Source organism: Sorangiineae bacterium MSr11954 (assembly GCA_037157815.1).
GTDB lineage: Bacteria > Myxococcota_A > Polyangia > Polyangiales > Polyangiaceae > Pendulispora > Pendulispora albinea.
Window position 1 is genome coordinate 10,185,466 of the sequence record CP089984.1, and the last position, 22,857, is coordinate 10,208,322.

The window sequence follows — 22,857 nt, forward strand, 5'->3', positions numbered from 1 at the left end:
CTATCACAACCGGAGGAACTCGAGCGCCCCCGAGAGCGTCCCGTCGAGCGGCCGCGCGACCCCGGACCGCTGGGCCCAACGCCGATCGAACACTTCGTACCGCTTTTCACAAATGATCTTCCATGTGATCGCCGAGCGCGACGCCTCTTGTTGGTGCGTGGCCGCGATGATGTCCTGAATCGTTCGGATCTCCTCCGGGGTGAGCGGCTGCCGTTCGAGGTTGGCGATGGCCTCGTCGGCCTCGGGATCGGGCGGAAGATCGGGGTGCATGCGCTCGGGCTTGCCCGCGAACATGACGAACGTCTCCTCTTTTTCACCCGAGCGGCGCATCGCCGCGCCCAGCGAGTGGATCATGGCGTCGCCGAAGCGGATGAAGCATTTCATGATCCAGTATCGATAGAGCGGCTCGGGGTAGCGGAAGGTGAGCTTGCGAAGATCGGCGAAGACGGCGCGGTGCTCCTCCACCCGCTCGTCGAGCCAGAAATGGCGCAGGGCCTCCACGGCGCTCCACCGCGTGTACTCGTCCATCTGGAGCGCCTCCCACTCCACGTAACGGCATTTCATCTCCGATTCGAAGAGGGTGCTCAACCGGTTGAGCCCTCGCTCCACTGGGGATTTTGCGTCGATGTATGTTGTATCGAATCTGAAGTAGTCGGCGCACGCCCAATTATCGACTATCCACTGCAGGAGGAAGTAGCGCGTCATGCGCCGGAAGTCGCCGGGCCATACCTCGCGCATCCATTGGTACGCGGGCGTCTGCCACAGATCGTCGAAGGCGCGCTGGCGGAGCACCTTGAGCAGGTGCCCCTCCTCGGTCGGACGCGAGGGATAATCGAGCGCCATGACCGCGCTCGGGTCCCGGGGCCGCTCCTGGCGGAGGACGGCGCTCGCCCTCCCCTGCACCTGCGCGTCGTACCAAAAGGTCTTCTCGTAGATTGCGCGCGCGAACTTCGCCCAGCTCGTGAAATGGTACTGGAAGATCTCGAACACCCGCGTGACCAGCGCCTTGGCCTTCTCACGCTGCGCGGGCGAGAGCTCCGCCCTTCGAAACGGGCGCTCGTCGCCGTTCTGCAGGTGCCCCGTCTCCCGCGCCAGGTGGTATTTGCCGAAATAAGGAAACGCCTCGTCGGGGCCGAGGCGCTCGACGACCGGGACGGTCCGCGTGAAGAAGACCGTCCCCGCCGCCTCCATGGACTCCACGATGGCGAAGCGAAGGAGCGGATCGGGGTTGTGATACACCATCGACACGAGCTCGAAATCGACCCGGCGCGCCCCCGCGGTTTGTTCGCACGTCAGCCACCAATAGAGATCGCGCGGCGCCCACGAGAAGCGCGCGTCCAGACCGAGCGACACCCAATCGCGCAGAAGCAGCGCGGAGTGCATTTGGTCCTCGCGCGCGTGCGCGTTGATTGCGAGCTCCAGCTCGTTCTTCGGGTCGGGATACGTGATGTAATATTTATTGAAATCACGAAATCCCATTATAAAGTCGAGCGCCATGGGCGTAAAAACCAGCTTGTCCTGAGGCGGTATGCTCCCGTTCCTCAGCCAGTCGGTAAATAGGGGATTTTGAGCCAATTTCTTGGACTCGGCGCCAATGAGATGAAAAATTTCTTTCATGGTTGTAGCGAGTACGCATACACGCCTGGATGGAGGGCGCCAAGTCCTAAACCCGTGACAAAGTAGCCATTTGGGTCGGGAAAATTCTGGTCAGTATAGATGGATGTCAAAACAACATTCACCCCGATATTAGCCATCTGACGCGTGTATACAGCCGTGCCTTATGCTGCAGTCCAGTCCGCACGAATATCGAATTGCGTTATCTCGTTACGGGGCCACCGTCGAGTTGCTGCCGGCACCTGCCAGCTGTCGAATTTCGAGACGGCTATCCGAGCAACCGCTTACACGGGATTCGCCCCGCTCGTCTCCGTCCTCGCCGTCGCGAGGTCCCATTTCGCCAGCCTATTGGGCCACCCACCTTGGGATGGCCCGGCGATCGAGCAAGAACCGCAGAAACGCCGACGTAACTGGGGCGAAATGCGCGGCATGCCCGACGCGGAGCGCTTCGGGGATCACCAGGCGCAGCTCGCTGTCGCGATCTTCGACAGCCCTGCAGGCGTACGTTCTATGCAATGACGCAAGCTTCGCCTGCAACACCGCGAGCACGCGGGGTTTATCCGAAGCTTGGATTGGGACGATATCGACCGCCGGCTGGTATCCATCGGCCTCGATCCGCCGAGCGTCCATGCGCGAGAGGCTGCCTCCGTCGAATGTGTCGTGCTTATCGCCCGACCCCTCGGGCGCCTTCCAATTTAATATCTCGTTCAGCCGGCCGTCCGTGCCGCGCAAACGGTATGTGACGAGGATATTGCAGGCGTGCGCGAGCACCCATTGGACGAGATCGTCCAGGTGGTGGCCGATGGGGAGCCGCCTATCGGCTCGGATTTCCGGGTGAGGATCGCGAATCATGCCAATCCTAGCGGGCGAGAAAGGCGTGTTCGAGCGCGCGGGCTGCGAGCGAGCGCGTGAGCTCCGTCGCGCCCAATTCGCGGCCGAGGCTCGCGGCTTGCCCGGACCAGAGCGGCGAGAAGTCGCCCGATCCGCGGCCTTCGGCGTGGGTGCGCAGCGGCTGGAGAGCGGTCGCAGCCAACGGGAACGCGGGCGCATCCGCCGCGATGGGGCCGAGCTCGCGCACGGCGCGGTTCAACACGCCGCGCGCCGGCCGGCCGGTGAACACGTTGGTCAAGGCCGTGGTGTCGTCGCGCGCAGACTTCAGCGCAGCACGGTGCACGGCCGATACATTGGACTCGGGGCAAAAGAGATATGCCGTTCCCATCTGCACGGCGCAGGCCCCCAACGCAAGCGCCGCGACGATGCCGCGTGCATCTCCGATGCCGCCGGCGGCGATGACCGGGACGCGAACCGCATCGGCGACCTGCGGCACCAGCGCAAAGGTGCCGGCTTGGGAGGCCACGTCGGTGGTGAGGAACATGCCGCGGTGCCCGCCTGCCTCGGCGCCTTGCGCGATGATGGCGTCGGCGCCATGCGCCTCCAGCCAGCGCGCCTCCTCGGCGGTGGTGGCCGACGAGAAGACGAGGCAGCCCGCGTCTTTGACCCGCGCGACGAGCGCGGGCTCCGGCAGACCGAAATGAAAGCTCACCACCTTGGGCCGCAACGCCACGACGGCATCGCACATGGTCGCATCGAACGGGGTGCGATTGGCCATGCGCACGGGCTCATTGGGATCGAGCCCCATCTCGGCATAATAGGGCGCGAGCCGCGCCTTCCAGACGCCTTCGCGCTGCGCGTCGGGGACCGGCGGCGTATGGCAGAAGAAGTTGAGATTGAACGGTCCTTGGGTTCGCTGGCGAATGAGGCCCGCTTCTTTGCGCACGTCGTCGGGGCCGAGGGTGGCGCAGGCCAGCGATCCGAGCCCGCCGCCCAGGGAGACAGAGGCCGCGAGATCGGCTTTGGGGCCGACCATGGGTGCTTGGATAATCGGATGTTCGATTCCGACGAGATCGAGAAGGCGTCGATCGGGCCACATGGGGGTCATCCTTTCCGAGGGTCGAATCCCTTCTGCGGTGTTTCGATTCAGTCGCGCATCCTACGGATGCCGTCGATCTTCGATGTCGCTCGAAGTCGATGACAACACATAACCGATATCGCCGCGAAGGAAACCAAAAGGTGCTATGATCCGACCGGACAGAGCGAAACTGCGACCAAGGGTGCCCATGCTCGAACGTGAGCTCATGTTTGGTTTCGAACAGCGCGCGGCCGCGATGCGCATCGTGCGTTTTGCCTGTTTTGGGTGTCTCGCGTGATTTGCCTGGTTGAGTGGTCGCGTGGTTGCGCGCAGGCGGGGCGAAAACAAATCGCCGGCGAATGAGCAGACGAGCTGCTACGAAAGCACCGAGGAACCCTCCATGATCGATCTTCGAAGCGATACGGTGACACTCCCCACCTCGGCCATGCGCGAGGCGATTTCACGCGCGGAGCTGGGCGATGACGTCTACGGCGAGGATCCCACCGTCGAGGACCTGGAGCAGCACGTCGCCCGGCTCCTCGGCAAGGAAGCGGGCCTGCTGGTGCCCAGCGGAACGATGGGAAACCTGTGCGCCATGCTCGCGCATTGTGCGCGGGGCAGCCGGGTCATCGTAGGGAACGAGAGCCATATCTTTTGCTCCGAGGCGGGTGGCGCATCGGTGCTGGGCGGCTTGGTGCTCCACTCCATCCGCAATACGGCGGACGGAGGCCTCGATGCGGGAGAGCTCGCCGACGCGCTCGAGAGCCCCGACGATGCGCACGTGGCGCCTGCCGGCCTCGTTGCCCTGGAAAATACGCACAATCGCTGCGGGGGCACCGTGCTCGATGCCGCGTACGTGGGGCGGGTCGCGCGGGAGGCGCATGCGCGCGGGGTGCCGCTCCACATCGATGGCGCGCGCCTTTTCAATGCGCAGGTCGCGCTCGGCGTGAGCGCGCGATCACTGGTGGAGGACGCGGACAGCGTGCAAATCTGCTTTTCCAAAGGGCTGAGCGCGCCGGTGGGCTCGATGCTCCTGGGCACCAAGGCGTTCATCCACCAGGCGCGCCGCGCGCGAAAAATGCTGGGCGGGGGCATGCGGCAGGCGGGGATCCTCGCGGCCGCATGCCGGCTGGCCATCGACGAGATGGTCGCGCGCCTGGCCGACGATCATGCGCGGGCGCGGCGGCTCGCGGAGGGCATCGCGGCGGCGGGCGCTCCGGGCTTCCACGTGATCCCGCCGGCCACGAACATCGTGCTGGTGCGCGCGGAGAGGGCCGATGGATCCATCGCTCGGGTGGTGTCGCGCCTTCGCGATGAAGGCGTTCACGTGAACCGGGTCAACGACGTTCGGTTGCGCGCGGTGCTGCATCGCGGAATCGGCGACGAGGACGTCGAGCGCGCCGCGAGCGCGTTTCAGCGGGTGCTGCGCGGCTCGTGACCCCTCTCGGCGGGGTGCGTGGGTGTATGGGAGTGCGCGCTACACGCGGGTGAGCAAGCGCACGACCGCTTCGGCGTCCGAGACGTCGTTGCGCCGCGTGGCGTGTGGATCGGTGGGGACGATCTCCGCAAAGCGCGGCGCGCCCTCGGGCGGCGGCCTCCCGTGATCGTCGTCGAAGGCCACCACCAGGCGATGCGGCAAGCCCGCCATGGCAAAGCGGCTCGTCAGGGCCGCGGCGCCGAAGCAGAGCGAGTACTCGAGGAGCGGTCGAATGTCGCGGGGCGCGCGGGATGCCGCGAGCACGATGGCGTCGAGCGCGCGGCTGCGTAGAAAATGGCGCTCGGGGGTCCATGGATCGAGCATGAAGTCGCCGGCGTCGCGCCCGTGGCTGGCGACCGCCGCCACGTGGTAGCCGGCGTAGGCGCCGCTGCCATCGTCGATGGCGTCGAAGAGGCCGAACACGAAGGTGTCGACGTCGCGTGCGGCGCCCCGCGCGAGCCCGCGCACGGTGCGGGCGATGCTCGCGAGGTCCTCGTCCAGATCGAGCTCCGACAAGGGCTCGATCAGCTTCGAGCCGACCTTACGCCGCTCGCGAACGCAGATGGCGCGCCAGCCCAAGGTGGCCGAGCGCGCGCTCTTGGCGATGGCGACCGCGTCCTCGAAGGCGGCGCCAAAGTCGATGCGATCCGAGCTGCCCATGGCGCGCGCATTCTACTCGAATCGGCCCCCTTCTCCAGGAGAGAGCGCCCCGTCGAGCGCCTCGAGCAGCTGGGCGATCTCGCCCGGCGATGTGTAGTGAACGAACGAGACACGCACCACGCCCCGCGACCCATCGACGCCCATGGCCTCCAGCAAGCGAAGCGCGTAAAAATGGCCGTGCGCCGCCATGATGCCGCGCTCGGCTAGCTTGGCCGCGATCCGTTCGGGCTCGCCGAGGTAGGGCACGAACGACACCGTCGGGGCGCGTTCGCGGGCGTTCGACGGGCCGAGCAAGCGCACATGCTCGTGCGCCGTTAGAAAATCGAGGACGCGCGGCAAGAGCGCCACCTCGGCGCCGCGAAAGAGCTCGCGCACGCGCTTGGGGCGCCCGGCCACGTCGCCGCCGCCATGGTGCGCATCGACCGCGTCGAAGTACTCGGCGACCCCGCGCGCCGCCGCGATCTGCGCATGATCGGGCCCCGCGGGAACGAGCCGCTTGCGCGGATACGGCGCGTTGAAGACGTGCCCCTCGTTGCCGAGCCGGTCCAAGAGCGGGCGGCGGACGACCATCGCGCCTTGGTGCGGACCATAGACCTTGTACAGCGAGAACAGGTACACGTCCGCGCCCAGCTCGGCGACGTTCGGCAAACCGTGCGGCGCGAACGCGACCCCGTCCACCACCGTCACGGCCCCCACCGCGCGCGCCTTGGCCGTCAGCTCCGCCACCGGATTGATGTGCCCCACCACGTTCGAACAATGGGGAAACGCCACCAAGCGCGTCCGCTCCGTCAACAACGCGTCGAGCTGCGCCGGATCGAGCCTGCCCGTCTCGCCATCCACGCGCCACTCGTTGACGGTGATCCCACCTTCCGCGAGCCTGCGCCAGGCGCCTCCGTTGGCCTCGTGATCCTGATTGGTCACGATGATTTCGTCGCCCGGCTTCAAGACTTTGCGAAGCGCCTGCGCCAACACATACGTGTTTTGCGACGTCGATGGCCCGAAGTGCACCTCGTCGCTCGCCACACCGAGGTACTCGGCGAGCCGCGCGTAGGTGGCCTCCATCCACTCACCGGCCTCCGTCGATGCGCGGTAGGCGTAATACGGCTGCACTTTGAGCCTGCGGTAATATTCATTCAAGCGGCGGATCACCGCGTTGCAAGGATACGAGCCCCCCGCGTTCTCGAAGAACGCCTGGCCCCGCATCGATGGCTCCGAGAACGTCGGGAACTGGGCTCGAACGAAGTCGATGTCGAGATCGAGCTCGGGATTGCGATTGCGATCGAGGGTCGTCGTCATGGCGAATCGAAGATAATCCAAAAATCCGTCACCCGCTCCCCCTTCATACGTCCCTGACCAAACGCTCCGGATTGGCCGTGGGCGGAACGGGTTTGGTGTCGCTTTGCGTAACGAACTCGTAGAGGTTGTAGCTCACCATGACGAGCTGGCCGCTGACATTGAAGGCGAGCGCGGAGCCCAGGGAGCTCGTGACCTCTTGGTACCCGAGGAGCGAGAGCTTGGAATTTTCGATGGTCCCCATCCAGAGCGCGCCTTCTTCGGTGGAGGAGAAGAAACAGAGGTCATCGCGGTACCGGCCCCAGACGGTGCAGAAGTTGAACACTTGGGGTGCGGCGGGGTTCACCCTGAGGTTCACGCTGTCGCGCAAGTGGATGGCCCACGACCCGAGGTCGATTTCGTAGTACCAAAGGTTCTTGTCGTCCGATCCCACCGAGCAATTGGCGACGAGCAGCGCGGGAGGGTACGCGGCGATGCTGTTGATCCCCCGCTGCGCCGCGGGGTTGTAGACGGTGGTCGAAAGAATCTTGCCGTCTGGGACGCGAACGACGCATAGATTCCCATCTTCGGAGCCGGTGACGACGGCGCCCTCCGCTCCGGTGCTACGAAGCCAAGCGACGCCGCGCACGTTGTGCAAATTCCATGGATTGACGGGGTGCTCCGCGCGCACGTCCACCGTGGTGAGCAAGGAGAGATTGCACCGAGTCGGGTCGCCGGACCAGATCGAGACATAGCCATTGGCGTGGCCCACGACCAGGTAGAGCCAGCTCCCGAGCGCAAACGAATCGGCGCTGTTGGCGACCCCCAGCTTGGGATCGTATTCGAGCAGCGCGAGCTGTTCGAGATCCTTCCATGTACCGCTCGGCGACTTCCAGAGCGCGATCGAGCGCTCGTCGTTGGAGCTGGCGAACACGCCGCCCGCGAGCCACACGATCATTTGCACGCCCTCCATCGAGGGGCTGCTCACCGCGGTGCTGATCAAGGGGCCCGCCGTCGACGAAGGATTGAACGCAAAGATGCTCAGCGATCCATCCCAGCGCCCCACGGCGAAGTGGTCGGCGTCGAGCCACGCGGCCTCTTGAGCCATGCTGTAGGTCACCCCGTCCGCCGCAATGGGCAAGGCGGTGGGTGCCACGGCGCCCTTGGGAATGAAGCTGGCCCCCTGCGCGATCAGGTGCTGGCGCGAGCGGACGACCACCGGGACAGGTTTGGTGTGCGCGGGCCCTTCCATGGTGATACCCCCCTTCGGTGCTGCAAAACATGCAAAGATCGAGCTGTGAAACCGCTGATGATCGTAGGCACGAGCTCCAACTCCGGCAAGACGACGGTGGTCGCGGGCCTATGCCGGTTGTTCGCCAATCGCGGATTGGCGGTGGCGCCTCTCAAATCGCAGAACATGGCCCTCAATGCCTATGTCACCGCCGACGGCGGCGAAATCGCGCAAGCCACCGCCATGCAAGCCCGGGGCGCCCGCCAGGAACCGATCGTGCATATGAACCCTCTCCTCCTCAAGCCCAAGTCGGACGATGTGGCTCAGCTCATCGTGCATGGCAAGGCGCGCATGGATGTGAGCGCGCGAGACTATTTCCTCGAGGATGGATTGCAGGGATTGAAGATTGGAGCCATCGAAGAATCCATTGCCCATCTGAAATCGCGCTTCGATCTCATCGTGGCCGAGGGCGCGGGGAGCTGCGCGGAGCCCAACCTTCGCCGGCTCGATGTCGTCAACATGGGCCTGGCGCGGATGCTCGAGGCCAGGGTCTTCGTGGTCGTGGACATCGATAAAGGAGGAGCGTTCGCGGATATCCTCGGAACGCTCGAGGTGATGCGGCTCACGGAGCCGAAGGACCTGGAGCTCATCGAAGGATTCATTCTCAACAAATTCCGTGGTGACCGGACCGTGTTGCAGCCGGCCATCGATTTTTCATTCGCGCATACGAAAATTCCCATCGTGGGCGTGCTCCCGTATCTCCACGATTTGAGGCTGGAAGAAGAAGATCGGGTCCGCGAGCGACCGTGCAACGACCCGGAGGTCGACATTGCGGTGATTCTCCTACCGCACATTTCGAACGCGACCGACTTCGAGTTTCTCGACGAGGAGCCGGGTGTTCAGGTTCGGTATGTCAAATCGGCCGAGAGCTTGGGCCTGCCCGACGCCATCATCCTCCCCGGTACCAAGAACACCACGTGGGACCTCGATTACATCCGGCGGACCGGTTTGGAGCAAGCGATCGTCGCGCTCGCGGGACGCACCCCGCTCATCGGTGTCTGCGGAGGCTTTCAAATGTTGGGCCGCACCTTGTGCGATCCCCATCGCTTCGAGTCCTCGCTCGGCACCATTCCCGGAATGGGCCTCCTCGCAATCGATGTCGAGTTCTCATCGACCAAAACCGTTACGCGGCGCGACTACGCGCCATCGGCGGACAATCCATTTCGCGATGCGGGCGATGTGCGCGGATACGAGATTCACGCGGGGCATGTTCACTATGGAAGCTCGCGCCCCGCTTATGCGTATGCAGGAGGCCGCGACGGGGCCGTCGACCCGGAGCGGCGCATCTTCGGCACGTTCATCCACGATTTGTTTCGAAATCCTGCGGTTGCGCGCTCCTTCGTCAACGCGCTGCGCCGCTCCAAAGGGCTCCCCGAGCTCACCACCCAGCTCCCCCAGGTGCACGATCGCATCGATGCGAGCTACCAGCGCCTGGCGTCTCTGCTGGAAGAACATTGCGGATTCTGAGTCGCAAACGTCAAAACAACATCGCGCGCAAATAAAAATGTCCGGTGCGCGCGCATTTGACAATTGAATTTAACGTGCGAAATGTGGAATCGCTGAAGTCGTGCACGCACATGCACGATTGACTAGACCCATCGAGCTGGGGGTGATTTCAATGAGCCGATCGTTCCTCCGCGGCAGCGTCCGGGGCTGCCTGCACATCGTTCTATTGATGGCCATCGTCTGCGGCGTGCTGATCGAGCCCTCCGTCGCCTCGGCGTCGCACGATCTCGATCTGGATCCCGGTGCCCATCGGCTACGAATCGCGGCCCGGCGCGCGCTCGCGTACTTGTCATCGCAGTTGCTTCCGGATGGATCGCTCGATCATCGCGCCTCCGAGACGGAGGACTTCATTCTCGCGACGGTGGCGGCGGGCCGAGATCCGAACGATCTCGTGGCGCCGTCGGGCAAGTCGGTATTCGACTTTCTCGCGGCCAACATCGCCGACGCGACCTCCGACGTGAACCGCACGGGGAAGCTGGTGCAGGCGGTGGTGGCGGCGGGTCGAAACCCCAGGAATTTCGCGGGGCAGAACCTTTTGGCCAAGATCGAAGGGCCCCACGCCACCGCGGGCGGCTTTTACGATCCGGTGACGGGTGCGTTCAACAACGGGATCAACGCGACGTTCCATCAATCGAACGCGATTTTGGGGCTGGTGGCCGCCGACGACGACCGCTTCCCCGTCACCGCCAAAGCCGTGAGCTTCCTCAAGAGCCTTCAGGTCACCAGCGGGCCGGGGGCCGGGGGCTGGCCGGCCGACACCACCGCCAATACCAACTCCACCGCCATGGCGCTCATGGCGCTGGCCGCTCGGCGCGATCATAGCGCCGACCCGGCCGCGCTGGCGTTTTTGCATACGCAACAGGACCCTGCAACGGGCGGATTCGCCTTTACCACCTTGGGCCCATGGGGTTCGACCGATAGCGATCCCGACTCGGACGCGTTGGTCGTTCAAGGCCTGGTGGCCGCACGCCAGAACCCCCGAGGCCGCGTCTGGACGAATGCCCATGGAAATGCGCTGACGGATGTTCTGCGATTTCAAGATCCGGCAACGGGAGGTTTCTTCTTTTTGCCGGGCTCTCCCCCGGACGCTTTTACGACCAGCTTTATCCCGGCCGGGCTTTTGAGGAGCCCCTTCCCCATTTTGCCGGACGATCGCGACGACTGAAGGATCCGGGCGTGAATCAGCCGAGCGCGGTCGCGGTATATGCGTCGATCTCGGCACACAGCGCGGCCTTGGCGCTCGAATCCGTGAAGGATGCTCGAACGGCGTTCTTGGCCAGGGCCGCGATTCCGGCAGGGTCGAGGTTCAGGAGCCGCGCGGCGATGGCATATTCGGTATTCAAATCCGTACCGAACATGGGCGGGTCGTCGCTGTTGATGGTGACCCACACGCCTTGCGCGACCATCTCCTTGATGGGGTGCTCGTCGAGGGACTTCACGGAGCGGGTGGCGACGTTCGAGGTGGGGCAGACCTCCAGCGGAATGCTGTGCTCGACCAGGTGCCGCACCAAGGCCGGATCGCGGGTGCAGCTGGTGCCATGGCCAATGCGTTCGGCGCGTAGATGAAGGAGTGAGTCCCATATCGTCTCGGGGCCGGTGCTCTCGCCGGCGTGCGGGACGCTGTGGAGCCCGACCGCGATGGCGCGCTGGAAATACGGCGCAAATTGCGGGCGCGGAACGCCGATTTCGGGGCCGCCGAGGCCAAAGGAGACGAGCCCGTTGGGGTGCAGATCGAGCGCGACGTCGAGGGTGACCTGCGCCGCCTCCAATCCGGCCTCACCCGGAATATCGAAGCACCATTGCAATGCCACGCCGAGCTCCGAGCTCGCAGCTTTGCGCGCGTCCTCGATGGCCTCGATGAACGCGCCCGCGGAGATGCCGCGCCGGATGGAGCTGTAAGGCGTGATGGTCAGCTCGGCGTAACGAATGTTCTGCCGGGCCATGTCGCGGGCGATCTCGTAGGTGAGCAGCCGCACGTCCTCCGCGTCGCGAACGAGGTCGACGACGGAGAGGTAGATTTCCACGAAGTGCGCGAAATCGCGAAAGGTGAAATAGCTCGCGAGCGCGTCCGGATCGGCCGGAACTTTGGAGTCCGGATGCCGGGCAGCAAGCTGAGAGACGATGCGCGGTGATGCCGAGCCGATGTGGTGGACGTGGAGCTCCGCCTTCGGCAATCCCTCGATGAACGCCTTAATATTCATACATGCGTATTCTTGCATGAAATAACGGACGCGGCGAGGCGATTCGCCCAAGGCGGTGCGATTTGCCACACTTGCCCACCTTGGCGGACGGGCAAAACTATAGCAATTTCAATTATTTACTGACTTCGCCGTGCGCACCGAAGCGGGTCCGTTCGATGCAGCATCGAAGGCCCCCGGCTCGTTCGTGGTTTGCGAGCGCGTCGTTTCGTGAGGTGACTCATGATCCGCAGCAGAACCCCCATCATTGTGGTTGGCGTCCTGGCAGCCTCGGCGATCTTGTTCGCCGGCGGGTGTAAACAGAAGGAGCGCACCGACGCAACATCGACCACGTACATCACGTCCGAGACAATCGTGCGCGGCGACGTAAGCGGCGCCGCGACCGATCCACGAAATGAGTACGTCCGCATCGCGCGCAGCGACTTGGACAACCTCGATCACCGGATTGCGATGCTCGAGTCGCGCGTACCGCAGGCCTACCCGGCGGAGCGCGCGAGGCTCGCAGCCGATCTTCGCGACGCGCGCTCCAAGCTTCACAATCTGCGCTTGCGCGTCGACGCCGTCCCCGCGATGCGCTTGGTCGCCTGGACGGAGGAGCAGCCGCACCTGCAGGTCGATTGGGATGCGCTGGTCGAGCGGGTCGACACCATCGGCGCGCGCTTGTCGGATAAGCCGTAGCCGGCTCGCGGTGCGCCGGACGACCCCGTAGCCGGCTCAGAGATCGCGCGCGAGCAGAAACGCGACGGTCTGCACCTCGTTCGGTGCGAGCGACGCAGGGACGCGCGCGACGACGTGAAGGTCCATCGTGTGCGCGAGCCACGAGACGAAGTTGGTATCGCGGTACACGTTGGACCAAGAGAGCGCGAGCGATTCGACCTCGCGCTCGCGCTTGAGGCCGACCCCCGAGGGGCTCAAGGTGTGCTGCCAGCTCGGGTCGAGCGCGAGCTCGGTGACGATGGCGTGGGTGCCTCGCACGACGGAGAAAGGCCGGCTCCGGTCGTGCACGCGCACGGCGGTGCGGGAGTCGCCACGGTGCCCGAACTTGGAGAGCGGCCCGAGCGCGAACTCCACGTTCCGTTTGTGTTTGAACTGCGGCATGAGGAGCTCGGCCTGCTCCTCCGTCAAGGTGGGGCCGCCGTAGCATCGGGCGTCGAGCAACAGGAGATCCTCCGCCCGCATGGCCTCCGCGATGGGCGCGAGGACGCGCTCCTCGTTTCGAAAGTTGCCGATCGTGCAGCCCAGGAGCGAATAGATTTCCACGTTGGGGCTGGAGCGCCACATGCGCACCACGTTCCCGAGGTTCTGCAGCTCGGCCACGATGGGGAGGATCGCGACCTGTTGGAGATCACCGCTGTCGGCCACCTCGCGCGCGGCCATCTGCAGCAGGGGCATCGAGAGATCGACCGGAAAATAGGCGAGCCCTTGGGAGACGTTCACCGCTTCGCATAGGATCTGGAGGAGCTCGCGGTCGACCTGACCATCGCCGCACCCGAGGCCCACCAGCGAGACGGGGGAGGGCTTTCGCTGGTTCAAACGCTCGCATACGAAACGCTGCAACGCTTGGAGCGACGGCTGGGCGGTGCGCACGTACGCGGGGCTGGAGACGAGGTCGAGCCAGCGCCGGGCGCCTTGTTCGCCCAGGTAATGGTATTTCAGATCTTCGAAGCTGCCTTTCTCCAATTCGGAGTTCATACGCTCGGAGAGCTTCAAGTAATTGAGCTCGCGATCGATGGCCGACACGAAGAGGGTGCGCTGGAGGGTGCGGGCGTGATCGGCGACCGTGCGGGGGGTCGACGGCGGGGATGCGCGAGAGACGGCGCGCGCGGCGTTGCGGACGAAGGGCATCTCCTTTTCGCCGCCGCTGCTCGAGATGCGCGGGCGCGGGGCATTCCCGGGGAGCCCACCGCGCACGGCGATGCCGGCGACCCGATCGCGCGCGGCGATGAAAATGTCGTAAACCGTGAGCTCGGCGTCACCCTCCGGGACGCCGTGCTCGAGGCTTTCGACCAGCGCTTGGGTGAACACCGTCATATGGAGGCCGCGCATCGCGGGCTGATACTCGCCCGCCGCCGCCATGATGGTCGTACGCTTCTCCGTCACCTCGCCGACCGCAGCCGCGAGGATGCTGCTCGTGTCCGAGAGCACGTGGGTTATCGCCTGCCCAGCGTAACAGCAGTCGAGGATGAGGATACGCGTAAGGGCAGACGTGCTCGGAGAAACGACCGACCTCATATCCGTGAATCGGAGGCTGGTGTGCTCCTTGAGCTCTTCTGTGGTATCGGTCACCGTGAGCAACAGGCCGAGTCCATCGTCGGGGATGACGCCATGACCGCAGTAATATACGAGCAGCGTGTCGTCTTGTTTCGCATGCGCGGCCGCGCGGCGGAGCTCACGAAGCAATGTGCTTCGGTCGCGGTCGATCAAAACATGAATGTTCTCGGAGGGCACCCCCAGAACCTCTTCACGCATGAGCGCCTGCTTCAAGCGCACGAGGTTCGTGTACACCTCCGGGATCGGCGCGAGCCCCGGGTTATGCGGAAAAACCCCGGTCCCTACGAGGATGGCGGTAACGCGCTTTCCGTCGACCGGCATTTACTTCTTCGCGCGCTCGAGCAGTTTCTTCCCCAACTGGGCGAGCGTTTCTTCGCCGACATTGGATACTTCGAATTCGAGGCCATCGATCTTGACCTTGAGCGCTCTTCGCTTCTGTTCGTTGAGACCTTCGACCCACACCCGAAGAACCTTCACGAGCTCCAGGACCGCAGGCGCCGCGAGGACCGCCGTCACCACCGTAGGATCGATGCCCGAGAGATGGTCTTTCGAGGGCGGCGACTGCGACGCCCCGCTCTCGGCGAGCCTTGCACCCGGGATTGCCGCCACCAGGCGGCGCAGGGGTCCTAGGGCGGGAATGGCGATATGGGGCTCGCCCAGGACCTGGATGCTGACGTCCATCGATGTCTCCTTCGTGCGTGGCTCGCGCAGAAATCTGGGGCTCTACTTAATCACAATAGCGGGCCCTTGCACGTGCCGTCGAAAGAATGGTCGACGAACGGAGAAATGGCTGTGCTGGTGTCGTTTTGCACGTATTGCCCAATGTGGGTCAATCACGGTGCCGGCGTGCGCGCTGCCGCGGTGATGGGCACTCCGCGACCCTCCGTGCGCGGCGCGGATTGTACATAGCCAATCACCTCGGCGCGGCGCCGATCGACGGAGCTGGGGACGGGGAGGACGGCCGTGCCCTCGGCGGCGTGGATGGGGACGGTCACGAAGGAGCGGACGACATTTTCGTGCGCCAAGGTTCTTCCGGCATTTTCGCCGCGCGGGACGCGGGTGACCAGGCCGCGCTCCACCAGCGCGAGGCGCAGCACGCCATCCTTCGGCGCGGGGTCGAACCGGTAGTGCACGCGCAGGCTCTGGGCATCGGCGCGCTCGGCGGTCACCGTGAGGCGGGTGCTGGGCGCTCGCGCGAGCGCGCGGGTGATGGCGTCGCGCGCGTGCGAGGCGTCGGAGCCGACGAAGGCCTCGGTGCCATCGACGATCATCTGCGGGGTGAATACGGAGGACGTGCCGAAGGACGCCGCATACTCGCGTTGTCGGGCCGTGGCCTGGGCGCTCGCGAAGGGATCGGCCCACCCGAGGTCGTCCCAATAGTCGACGTGGAACGCCAATGGGAATACGCGGCCGTCGCCCTTTCGAACCAAATCCGACAGGACCTCGTCGGCCGGCGGGCAGCTGCTGCACCCTTCCGACGAAAAGAGCTCGACCACGGCCACCCCCGGGCCCGACGCGGGCGGGGACGAGGGGAGCGCCTCGGCGGTCTTGCACGACGCAACGAGGGGTAGAACCGACGCGAAAAGCAGTGAGAGATAGCGCATGTCGCTCGGGATTACGGGCCGAGGGTGCTTTGGTTTCGAGGTACGCCGGCGCGCCTTCGATTTCGGGCGCGCGCGGCGCGAAGAACCTTGGTTTCGCGTCGGCCGCGACTCAGTTCGCGGGCGCTTCGGGGCTCGCCTCGGCCTTGACCCGGCGGCCGCTGACGACGACCTCTTCGCGACCGGCATCGTCGATGCGGCGGACGAGACGGTAGGTGGTGTTGCCCTCGGCGCGGGCTACCTCGGGGGCGGCGATGAGGAGCTGTAGGTCGAGGTTCTGACAGAGATCGAAGAGGACGCCGAGGTTGTCTTGCGACAAGCGGTTGGCTTCGTCGAGGAAGAGAAAGCGAAGGGAGCCCGTCTCGCGCTTTTGGTGGAGGAGGTTGGCGTCGCGCTCCCACTCGGTGAGGATCACCATCATCAGGGCCGCGCCCACGCCGATGGCCTCGCCCGTCGAGAGGCGGGTCGGGGAGGCGGGCTCCCAGTTGCCGGGGGCGCCGTCGGCCCCGCCGCTCTTTCGTTGGATTTCGACCATCAGCTCGATGTACTCGCGGTAGTCGAGGATGCGCTGCCCGCCGGTGCGGCCGCCGCCGCCGTAGCGGCGAAAGATTTCGTCCAAGGCTTCTTCGATGGGCAGGGTGGTTTGAAAGAGCAGCTCTTGCACCTCGCCTTCGCGCAGCGCCCGAAGGATTTGCTCCATCTTGTCGATGCGCTTCATCTCCACGCGGATGCCCACGACATTCCCGAAATGGATGCCGTCCAGGCTCTGATTGAGCCTCCGCACTTGGCTCTTCGCGCGGCGAAGGCGCACGTCGATCCCGCGCGCCACGTCCTCCGACGCGCCGCGGAGATCGGTCTCTTGCCGCACCAGGCGATCCTCCAAGAGCGAGAGATGGTCGCGCAGACGCTGCAGCGCCTCGAGCGGATCCTCGACGTCCGCCACCTGCGCGGGGAGGCAGCGCTTGAGGACGTCCCGAACCGCCAGCCATGCCTCGAGGTAGACGTGGCCCGAGCGCTCGGAGCCCTCGGGGCCCTTGGAGCCCGTCAGGGTGGCCTGGATGTGCGCGGCGCTCTCCGCGTTGCCGCGGGAGGTGCGAAGGCGGTCGACCAGCAGCTCGCCCTTGCTGCGCGCTTCGGCCCATAGGTCGATGCTCCCGCGACCGCGGTAGGCGACGGCTGCGCGCGAGGTGAGCGCGTGCTGCAGGAGGCCGGAGCTTTGCGCGTCGCGCTCCAGGCGGCTCCAGTCCTCGCGCGCCGGCGAGGCTTCGCGCTCCACGCTCGCGAGGTGGGCGCGGGCGGCGGTGACCGCGCGGTTCGATTGGATGCGGCGCTCCTCGAGCAGCGCGATTTCCGTGGAGAGCCTGCGCTCCTCGCGTTCGAAGGCTTTGCGCTCGGCGCCTTGCTCGACGATGCGGCGGTTGGCCTCGAGGACCGCCTCCTCCGAGACGTCGGCGATCCCTTCGGCCAGAAGCTCGCCGGTGGCGCGCTCGTGGTGTGCACGAACGGCCATGGCCTCGGCGTCGGCTCTTTGCTGCGCGCTCGCGGCGAGCTCCCACGCCTCGTCGGCGCCTCGGAGCGCGCGCTCTTCGGCCTCCCACGCCGTGCGGGCGTTGGCGCGCTGCTCTTCGAGGGCGGGGACGATGGTTCGCTGCTCGGCGAGGGCGCGCTCCGCGTCGGAGAAGCGGAGCGCGTGGCGGTTGTCGACCACCTCCGTGAGCGCCGATACGGCGGCGAAGTGCCGATCGCGCTCCACGTCCAGCTCGCGCCGGCGCGCCTCGAGGGCCGTGCGCTCCTCGCCGCGCACGGGTGGGTTGCGGAGCGCGTCGAGCAGCTCCGCCAGCACGCGCCGGTCGCCCTCGGTGCGGCGAAGCTCGTCGCGGCTTCGCTCGAGGCTCTCGCGGGCGGCCGCGAGCTCGGCGGCGCGCGCGGCGTAGTCGGGTGGGCCGAGGAGGTACGCGTCGCCCAAAAGAGCGCGAAGCGACGCGATGCGGGCGCGCAGGGTGTCGGCGCGCTCGCGGGCGCTCCGCGCGCGGGCGCGGCTCGTGTGCTCGATCTCGCCCTGCTCGATCGCCTCGCGCTCGGCGCGTTCCAGCTCCGCGCGCGGATCGCCGGCCTCGATGATCGCCCACTCGAGCGCGAGATCGTCGGCGTCGCGCTTGGATTCGTCCAGCGCGCGCACGCGCCCCAGCGCCGCCTCGCACTCCGCCTCGAGGCGCGCGGCCTCCTCGCGGAGCTCTTGGGCGCGGCGCTCGCGGGCGCGGCGGCCGAGCGAGGGGTGCGCGGGGACGCGCGTGACCCGGATGCCGAACGGCTCCTCGACGAAGACGTCGTCGCCCTGGCGCACGGGCTTCTTCTCGTCGAGCCCCAACGCGACGTGGGCGCCGACCAAGAAGACGCTGCGCGCGGCGCGCGGGTACTTCGCGAGCTTGGCGGCGGCGGCCTGGGGATCGTCGACGATCAGCGCGTTCTCCAGCGATCCCAGCCGCGCCTGCAAGGCCGCGGCGTCTTCGGGGTCGACCTCTTCGAACCGGCTCGCGAGCAGCTCGGCGTCGAGCTCGTCGCGGAGGTTCATGAGCTCCGCGTCGAACGAGCCGCCCGCCGCCTCGAGCGCGCTCGCCTCGCGCAGTCGCGCCGCGTGGCGCTCTTTCAGCTCCGAGAGCGCGGCGCGCTCGCGGTCGCCGTCTTGCGCGAGGCGCACGCGCGCGCCCGCGATGGCCTCGCCCGAGCGAAGCGGCACGCCCAGCCGCTTCTCGAGCGCCTCGAGCCGCGGCACGCAGTCGCGCCATTTTTCGGCGCGCGCGGTGAGCTCCGCGGACCTCGCCTGAAGGCTCGCCCGCGTGCGCTGCGCCTCCGAGATCCGGGCCGTCTCCGCGCGCAGGTCGTCCTCCGCCGAGCGGAGCTCGGCCTCCGCCTCGTCCAAGCGCCGCTGCACGAGCGCCGAAGGCGCCTCCGCGTCCCCCGCGATCTCCACCTCGAGTTCGAGGGCGCGCGCCTTCGCCTTGGCTTGCCGCTCGGCGAGCTGGCCCGCGCGCGCGGCCTCGGCCTGCGAATCCGCCGCGCGCTCGACCGACGCCTTCCGCTCGCCGAAGTACGACAGCACGGCGCGGGCGCGATCGTGGTCGCTCGCCTCGGCCGGGAGGCGGCCCGCGGCATGGCCCGCGCCGGTCGACGCGAGCGCCGAGAGGGCGCGCAGGGCGCGATCGTACTCGCCTTGACGGACCTCGATCGTCTCGAAGTCGCGATCGATGCGCGAGCGCTCGTGATCGATCGCGTTGATGCGCGCCTTGGTCCGCTCCAGCGCCGGGGCGACCGTGTCCTCGTCGAGCGACGGCTCCGCGAGCGCGGTGCGGGCCTCTTCGAGGAGGCTCCGCACGCGGCGGTGGGCGTGGGCGTTTCGATGAAGCTCTTCGAGCCCCTTCTCGAGATCGCCCACCCCGGTGGCGGCGCGATCGTAGGCGTCCCGCGCGCGATCGCGCTCGAGCCTCCGCACCGCGCGCGCTTCGGTGGCAAGGTCGTAGCGCGCGCGAGTCGTGCGCGCTTGCTCCTCTTTGCGGGCGAGCTCGGTGGTCAGCTCGGCGAGGCGGCGGCTCACGCTCTGCGCGCGCACGATCTTGCTCGCGTGAAGCTCCGCTTCTTCGGCGACCCGCTTCATCTCGGCCAGCCGCGCCGCGAGGAGCTCGTGCTTCTGCTTTCCCTCGGCGATCTCCAGGTCGAGCGCGCGAAGGTGGCCGAGGGCGTCCGCCTCTTGCGCGCGCGCCTCGTTGGCGCGGCCGAGCGCCTCTTTTTCGCGCTCGCGGGTCGCGAACAGGGCGGCGGCGAACATGGCCTGGCCCGCGTCGTAGATGCTGCTGATCTCGCCCTCGAGGTGGCGCGCTTCGCTCACCTCGGTGCGCGTTCGATGGCATGCATCGAGGTTGCCGCGCATGCGCGACAGGGTGTCCGAGAGGCCCGTCTCCTCTTTGAGCAAGAAGGAACGAAGCTCGCTGGTGAGCGCGCGCGAGATGCCTCCGGTCATGCTCGTCTTGAGCATCTCGTTCAGCTTGTTGCGGTCTTCGTCGGTCGCCAGGCGCAGCGGGGTGATTCCGTGCTCGAAGAGGGCGGCGAAGTACTCCTTGGCGGTGGAGAAGACGTCGATTTTGCCGGAGAGGCGGCCCACCTTGGCGCGCACCTCCTGGATCTCGGGCACCTCGTCGTGCTCGTCGCGCGTGAGCAGGAGCAGCTCCTTGAGGCTCCCCTGCAGATCGAGATCCTTGATCAAGAAGGGCGTGAGGACGATGGTCGGCTCGGCCTTTCGCTCCAGGTGGACCCCGGCGATGAACTTGCGCGGGCCGACCTCGATCTCGAGCGCCGCGTACGATGGGCGCCCCAGCTCACCGAGGCGCCCCCAAATGCCGCGGTCACCGCCGGTGGCGCTGCTCTCGCCCAAATTGGTGAAGCGCAGCCGCGCAAGGTCCGGAAGAAGCACCACGTACGCCGCGATCATCACCGTGGTCTTGCCGGCGCCGTTCGCCCCCTCGAGCGCCGTCACGTGCCGGTCGAAGAGGTACCGCTCGTAAAAGACGCCTTTCCAATTCACCAGGGCGAGCGCGGTCGCCCGCGCGCGCATCATGAGGGATCCTCGTGGCTCTCTTCGGGGTTCGCGGGATCGCTCGCGCCGTCGTCGCTCGCGCCGGTGGTCGCGGGATCGCCCGCGTCGTCGCTCGCGCCGGTGGTTGCGGGATCGCCCGCGTCGTCGCTCGCGACCGATTCGATGGCATCGTCGTCCGGCACCGTCTCCACCGCATCTTCGTCCGCGACCGACTCGGCATCGTCGTCGTCCGGCACCGTCTCGACCGCGTCGTCATCGGCAATCGATTCGACCGCGTCGTCGTCCATCGCCGACTCGAGCTCGTCGTCCGACACCGTCTGGACGGCGTCGTCGTCCGCCGCCGACGCCTCCTCCTCGGACCTAGGCGTCTCGTCCTCCGACTCCGCCCCTCCATCGCCCGCGGCGTCATCCTCGGCGAGAACGAGCTCTCCCTCGGCCACGAGGCGCGCGAGGGTCGCCTCGGGCGCCTTCGTCCCGCGCACCGGTTCGGCGAAGCGCATGAGGGACGGGCGCAGCCGCACCCGATCGTCCTCGAGCACCTCCACGAACCCGAGGGTCGACAGACGGCGCAGCGCCTCGGTCACCTTGTTGCGCACCGTCTCTTGCGCGATCCGCTCGTCGTGGCGGCGGCGCTTTGGGTTCATCGCGCGCATCAGCGAGTCGGCCCCCACCACCCCCGCCAAGTGCCCGAGCACCTGCTCGCGGGTCACGGCGCCGCCGTGCTCCAAGGTCGCCGGCTCCAGATAAAGTAGGGTCAGCGCCTGCCCCACCAACATTTCGCCCGACGACAGATGCCTCCGCCCGAGCGCATCGGAGGTGGGCAGCAAATAGAAGTACCCATCGCTTCGATGGATCAACTCGCAGCCAAAGCGACGGTACAAAGGCTCCAGGTGGTCCTCGGCGTCGACCAAAAACGTGTACCACGCCGCGTCGTCGCGATCGATATGCCGCCCGCGGCGCAGCGCCAGGTCGACCTCCGGGTACAGCTCGTCGAGGATCACGTCCTCGAGCCGCGCGAAGCGCCCGCTGTTTCCCACGCCCTCGCTCACGATGCCTCTGCCTTCGGAGGGCGCACGGCCCAATCCTCGATCATCAGCCCGTCTTGCATCGACACCCACGCCCGCTCCGCCTTCGCGAGCGGATAGCCGATGCTCGCCACCGCGTGCGCCACCCGCCCCGTGGTGACGAAGCGCTCCTCCGGCGCCACCTCGGCGATCACCTGCTCGGTCACCGCCCCCAGCGCCCGCGCCCCCTCCGCGAGGGCATCGCGCACCCGCGCCTCGAGCCGCGACTGCGGGTTCTCGGCCGGCGCGTCCGCCAAGCCCTGCTCACGCTCCTTGCGCGGACGGCGCACCGGGGGCTTCTCGCCCGGCGGGATCTCCACGTCGCGCAAGAGCCGGATGGGCGCCGCGCTGGCGATGGTCAGCGAAAATGCCTTCCCCGATTTACCGGCCAGGAGCTCGCGCAAGCGATGGGTCAACGTGCGCGCAGGATCGAGGCGCACCACGTCGCGCAGATAACGGTGCACGTATTGGTAATACTCCGACCAAGCCCGCTGCCGGGCCGAGCCCCACGCCGCGATGCGGTCCACTTGGTCCATCACCGCCCGCGCCGCGGTCTCCGCGTCGGCCACCCCCGCTGCCGCGGCCAAGTCTTGCACGTCTTGCAGGAGCGATTGCAATTGATGCGTATCGCGCAAAAGGACCACGTTCAGCTCGTGCAAGGTCGTGCTGGTCGACTCGAGGAGCTCCTGGCACCGCTCCACCGCGCCGAACCAGTCCGCGTGCAAGAGCGCCGCGATCTCGCGCTGAAACTCCTCCTGCTGCAGATCGAAGCCCGATTGCCGGCGCTCGATGCCGCTCGCGAGATCGCCCATGGTGATCCGCAGCGGCCCGATGACCCCCATGCGCCAATCGTCCTCGCGGCTCGCCGCCTTGGCGGAGGCCAGCACGTCGCTCAGCCCCGCGAGCAGGCTGCGCGTGAGCACCGTCAAGCTCTCGCGCGTGAGCGAATCCTCTTCGAGGAAGAACTCGATGATGCCGTTCGCCAGCCGGGTCAGCGCATATTCGCCCGCGCGAACGATGCCTGCGCCGTCCACCCGCGCGATCATCCGCTGCTCGCGCAGCCTGCGGATCGCGTGGGTCGCGCGCCGCTTGGGCGCTTCGCCGGCGGCGGCCAGGACGCTCTCCACCTGATCGAAGACGTCCACCAGCTGCTCCTCGGTGAACGACGTGAGCGCCGCGCGCTCCGCGCGAAGGTAGAGCGCCGACAGAAAGCAGAGATCGAGCGTCTGCAGCTCCAGCGCCGGACCGCGCTGGGCCAGCGACGCAAGAACGCGGTTTGGATCGCGGGAAGAACGCGAGCTTGGCGGAGAGGAGCGGCTGTCGGACACGGTACGCGCGAAACGTTGGGAGGATGACTGATAGCGTAGTTTCTCGTGGGCGGCGATTAACGTGACACCCGCGCGCGA

The 22,857-nt window shown here is 66.7% G+C and carries 17 protein-coding genes; 4 read left to right on the top strand and 13 right to left on the bottom strand.

All coding sequences use genetic code 11. From position 1 onward, the window contains the following. Nucleotides 1–3 precede the first annotated feature (3 nt). The 3 genes from LZC94_39785 to LZC94_39795 form a co-directional block, all read right to left on the bottom strand. The gene (locus LZC94_39785; protein ID WXB13958.1) at nucleotides 4–1,479 is read right to left on the bottom strand and encodes a hypothetical protein; all 1,476 of its coding nucleotides are present in this window, start codon (nucleotides 1,477–1,479) and stop codon (nucleotides 4–6) included. Nucleotides 1,480–1,959: 480 nt separating this feature from the next. Further along, nucleotides 1,960–2,466, bottom strand: a complete 507-nt coding sequence (locus LZC94_39790; GenBank protein WXB13959.1) for a hypothetical protein — start codon at nucleotides 2,464–2,466, stop codon at nucleotides 1,960–1,962. Between the two features lie 7 nt (nucleotides 2,467–2,473). Continuing rightward, nucleotides 2,474–3,481 (bottom strand): nitronate monooxygenase, encoded by a 1,008-nt coding sequence (locus tag LZC94_39795; GenBank protein ID WXB13960.1) that lies wholly within the window; start codon nucleotides 3,479–3,481, stop codon nucleotides 2,474–2,476. A 442-nt stretch (nucleotides 3,482–3,923) separates the two neighbouring features. Here LZC94_39795 and ltaE point away from each other — a divergent pair, with 442 nt between their 5' ends. After that, complete coding sequence (ltaE, locus tag LZC94_39800) at nucleotides 3,924–4,961, top strand: low-specificity L-threonine aldolase (GenBank protein WXB13961.1); 1,038 nt, start codon at nucleotides 3,924–3,926, stop codon at nucleotides 4,959–4,961. A gap of 39 nt (nucleotides 4,962–5,000) precedes the next feature. Here ltaE and LZC94_39805 read toward each other — a convergent pair whose 3' ends face one another. Genes LZC94_39805 through LZC94_39815 form a run of 3 tightly spaced genes read right to left on the bottom strand, consistent with a single transcriptional unit; the run spans nucleotide 5,001 to nucleotide 8,184 of the window. Beyond that, nucleotides 5,001–5,660, bottom strand: coding sequence for a hypothetical protein (locus LZC94_39805; GenBank protein WXB13962.1), 660 nt, complete (start codon nucleotides 5,658–5,660; stop codon nucleotides 5,001–5,003). Between the two features lie 12 nt (nucleotides 5,661–5,672). Beyond that, the gene (locus LZC94_39810) at nucleotides 5,673–6,956 is read right to left on the bottom strand and encodes an aminotransferase class V-fold PLP-dependent enzyme (protein WXB13963.1); all 1,284 of its coding nucleotides are present in this window, start codon (nucleotides 6,954–6,956) and stop codon (nucleotides 5,673–5,675) included. A 43-nt stretch (nucleotides 6,957–6,999) separates the two neighbouring features. Further along, entirely contained in the window at nucleotides 7,000–8,184 is a 1,185-nt protein-coding gene (locus LZC94_39815; protein ID WXB13964.1) for a hypothetical protein, read from the bottom strand. Between the two features lie 57 nt (nucleotides 8,185–8,241). Between LZC94_39815 and LZC94_39820 the strand changes: the two genes are divergently transcribed. Both LZC94_39820 and LZC94_39825 read left to right on the top strand, forming a co-directional pair. Next, nucleotides 8,242–9,690, top strand: coding sequence for a cobyric acid synthase (locus tag LZC94_39820; protein ID WXB13965.1), 1,449 nt, complete (start codon nucleotides 8,242–8,244; stop codon nucleotides 9,688–9,690). Nucleotides 9,691–9,841: 151 nt separating this feature from the next. Then, nucleotides 9,842–10,894 (top strand): hypothetical protein, encoded by a 1,053-nt coding sequence (locus LZC94_39825; GenBank protein ID WXB13966.1) that lies wholly within the window; start codon nucleotides 9,842–9,844, stop codon nucleotides 10,892–10,894. 16 nt (nucleotides 10,895–10,910) lie between these two features. On the opposite strand, the gene LZC94_39830 is transcribed toward LZC94_39825, so the two are convergent. Further along, nucleotides 10,911–11,930, bottom strand: a complete 1,020-nt coding sequence (locus LZC94_39830; protein ID WXB13967.1) for an adenosine deaminase — start codon at nucleotides 11,928–11,930, stop codon at nucleotides 10,911–10,913. A 219-nt stretch (nucleotides 11,931–12,149) separates the two neighbouring features. On the opposite strand from LZC94_39830, the gene LZC94_39835 reads away from it, so the two are divergent. Next, nucleotides 12,150–12,605, top strand: coding sequence for a hypothetical protein (locus LZC94_39835; protein WXB13968.1), 456 nt, complete (start codon nucleotides 12,150–12,152; stop codon nucleotides 12,603–12,605). A gap of 36 nt (nucleotides 12,606–12,641) precedes the next feature. Here LZC94_39835 and LZC94_39840 read toward each other — a convergent pair whose 3' ends face one another. The 6 genes from LZC94_39840 to LZC94_39865 all read right to left on the bottom strand — a co-directional run bounded on the left by LZC94_39840 (nucleotide 12,642) and on the right by LZC94_39865 (nucleotide 22,779). Next, nucleotides 12,642–14,519 (bottom strand): L-histidine N(alpha)-methyltransferase, encoded by a 1,878-nt coding sequence (locus LZC94_39840; GenBank protein WXB13969.1) that lies wholly within the window; start codon nucleotides 14,517–14,519, stop codon nucleotides 12,642–12,644. Further along, nucleotides 14,520–14,879 (bottom strand): hypothetical protein, encoded by a 360-nt coding sequence (locus LZC94_39845; GenBank protein WXB13970.1) that lies wholly within the window; start codon nucleotides 14,877–14,879, stop codon nucleotides 14,520–14,522. A 152-nt stretch (nucleotides 14,880–15,031) separates the two neighbouring features. Continuing rightward, complete coding sequence (locus tag LZC94_39850; GenBank protein WXB13971.1) at nucleotides 15,032–15,802, bottom strand: DUF1223 domain-containing protein; 771 nt, start codon at nucleotides 15,800–15,802, stop codon at nucleotides 15,032–15,034. A gap of 109 nt (nucleotides 15,803–15,911) precedes the next feature. Then, nucleotides 15,912–20,408, bottom strand: coding sequence for a chromosome partition protein MukB (mukB, locus tag LZC94_39855; protein ID WXB13972.1), 4,497 nt, complete (start codon nucleotides 20,406–20,408; stop codon nucleotides 15,912–15,914). Next, nucleotides 20,405–21,436 (bottom strand): chromosome partition protein MukE, encoded by a 1,032-nt coding sequence (locus LZC94_39860; protein ID WXB13973.1) that lies wholly within the window; start codon nucleotides 21,434–21,436, stop codon nucleotides 20,405–20,407. The genes mukB and LZC94_39860 overlap by 4 nt, the downstream gene beginning before the upstream one ends. Beyond that, nucleotides 21,433–22,779: a condensin subunit MukF gene (locus tag LZC94_39865; protein WXB13974.1), complete on the bottom strand. Its 1,347-nt coding sequence runs from the start codon at nucleotides 22,777–22,779 to the stop codon at nucleotides 21,433–21,435. Before LZC94_39865 ends, LZC94_39860 begins: the two co-directional genes overlap by 4 nt. Nucleotides 22,780–22,857 lie beyond the last annotated feature (78 nt).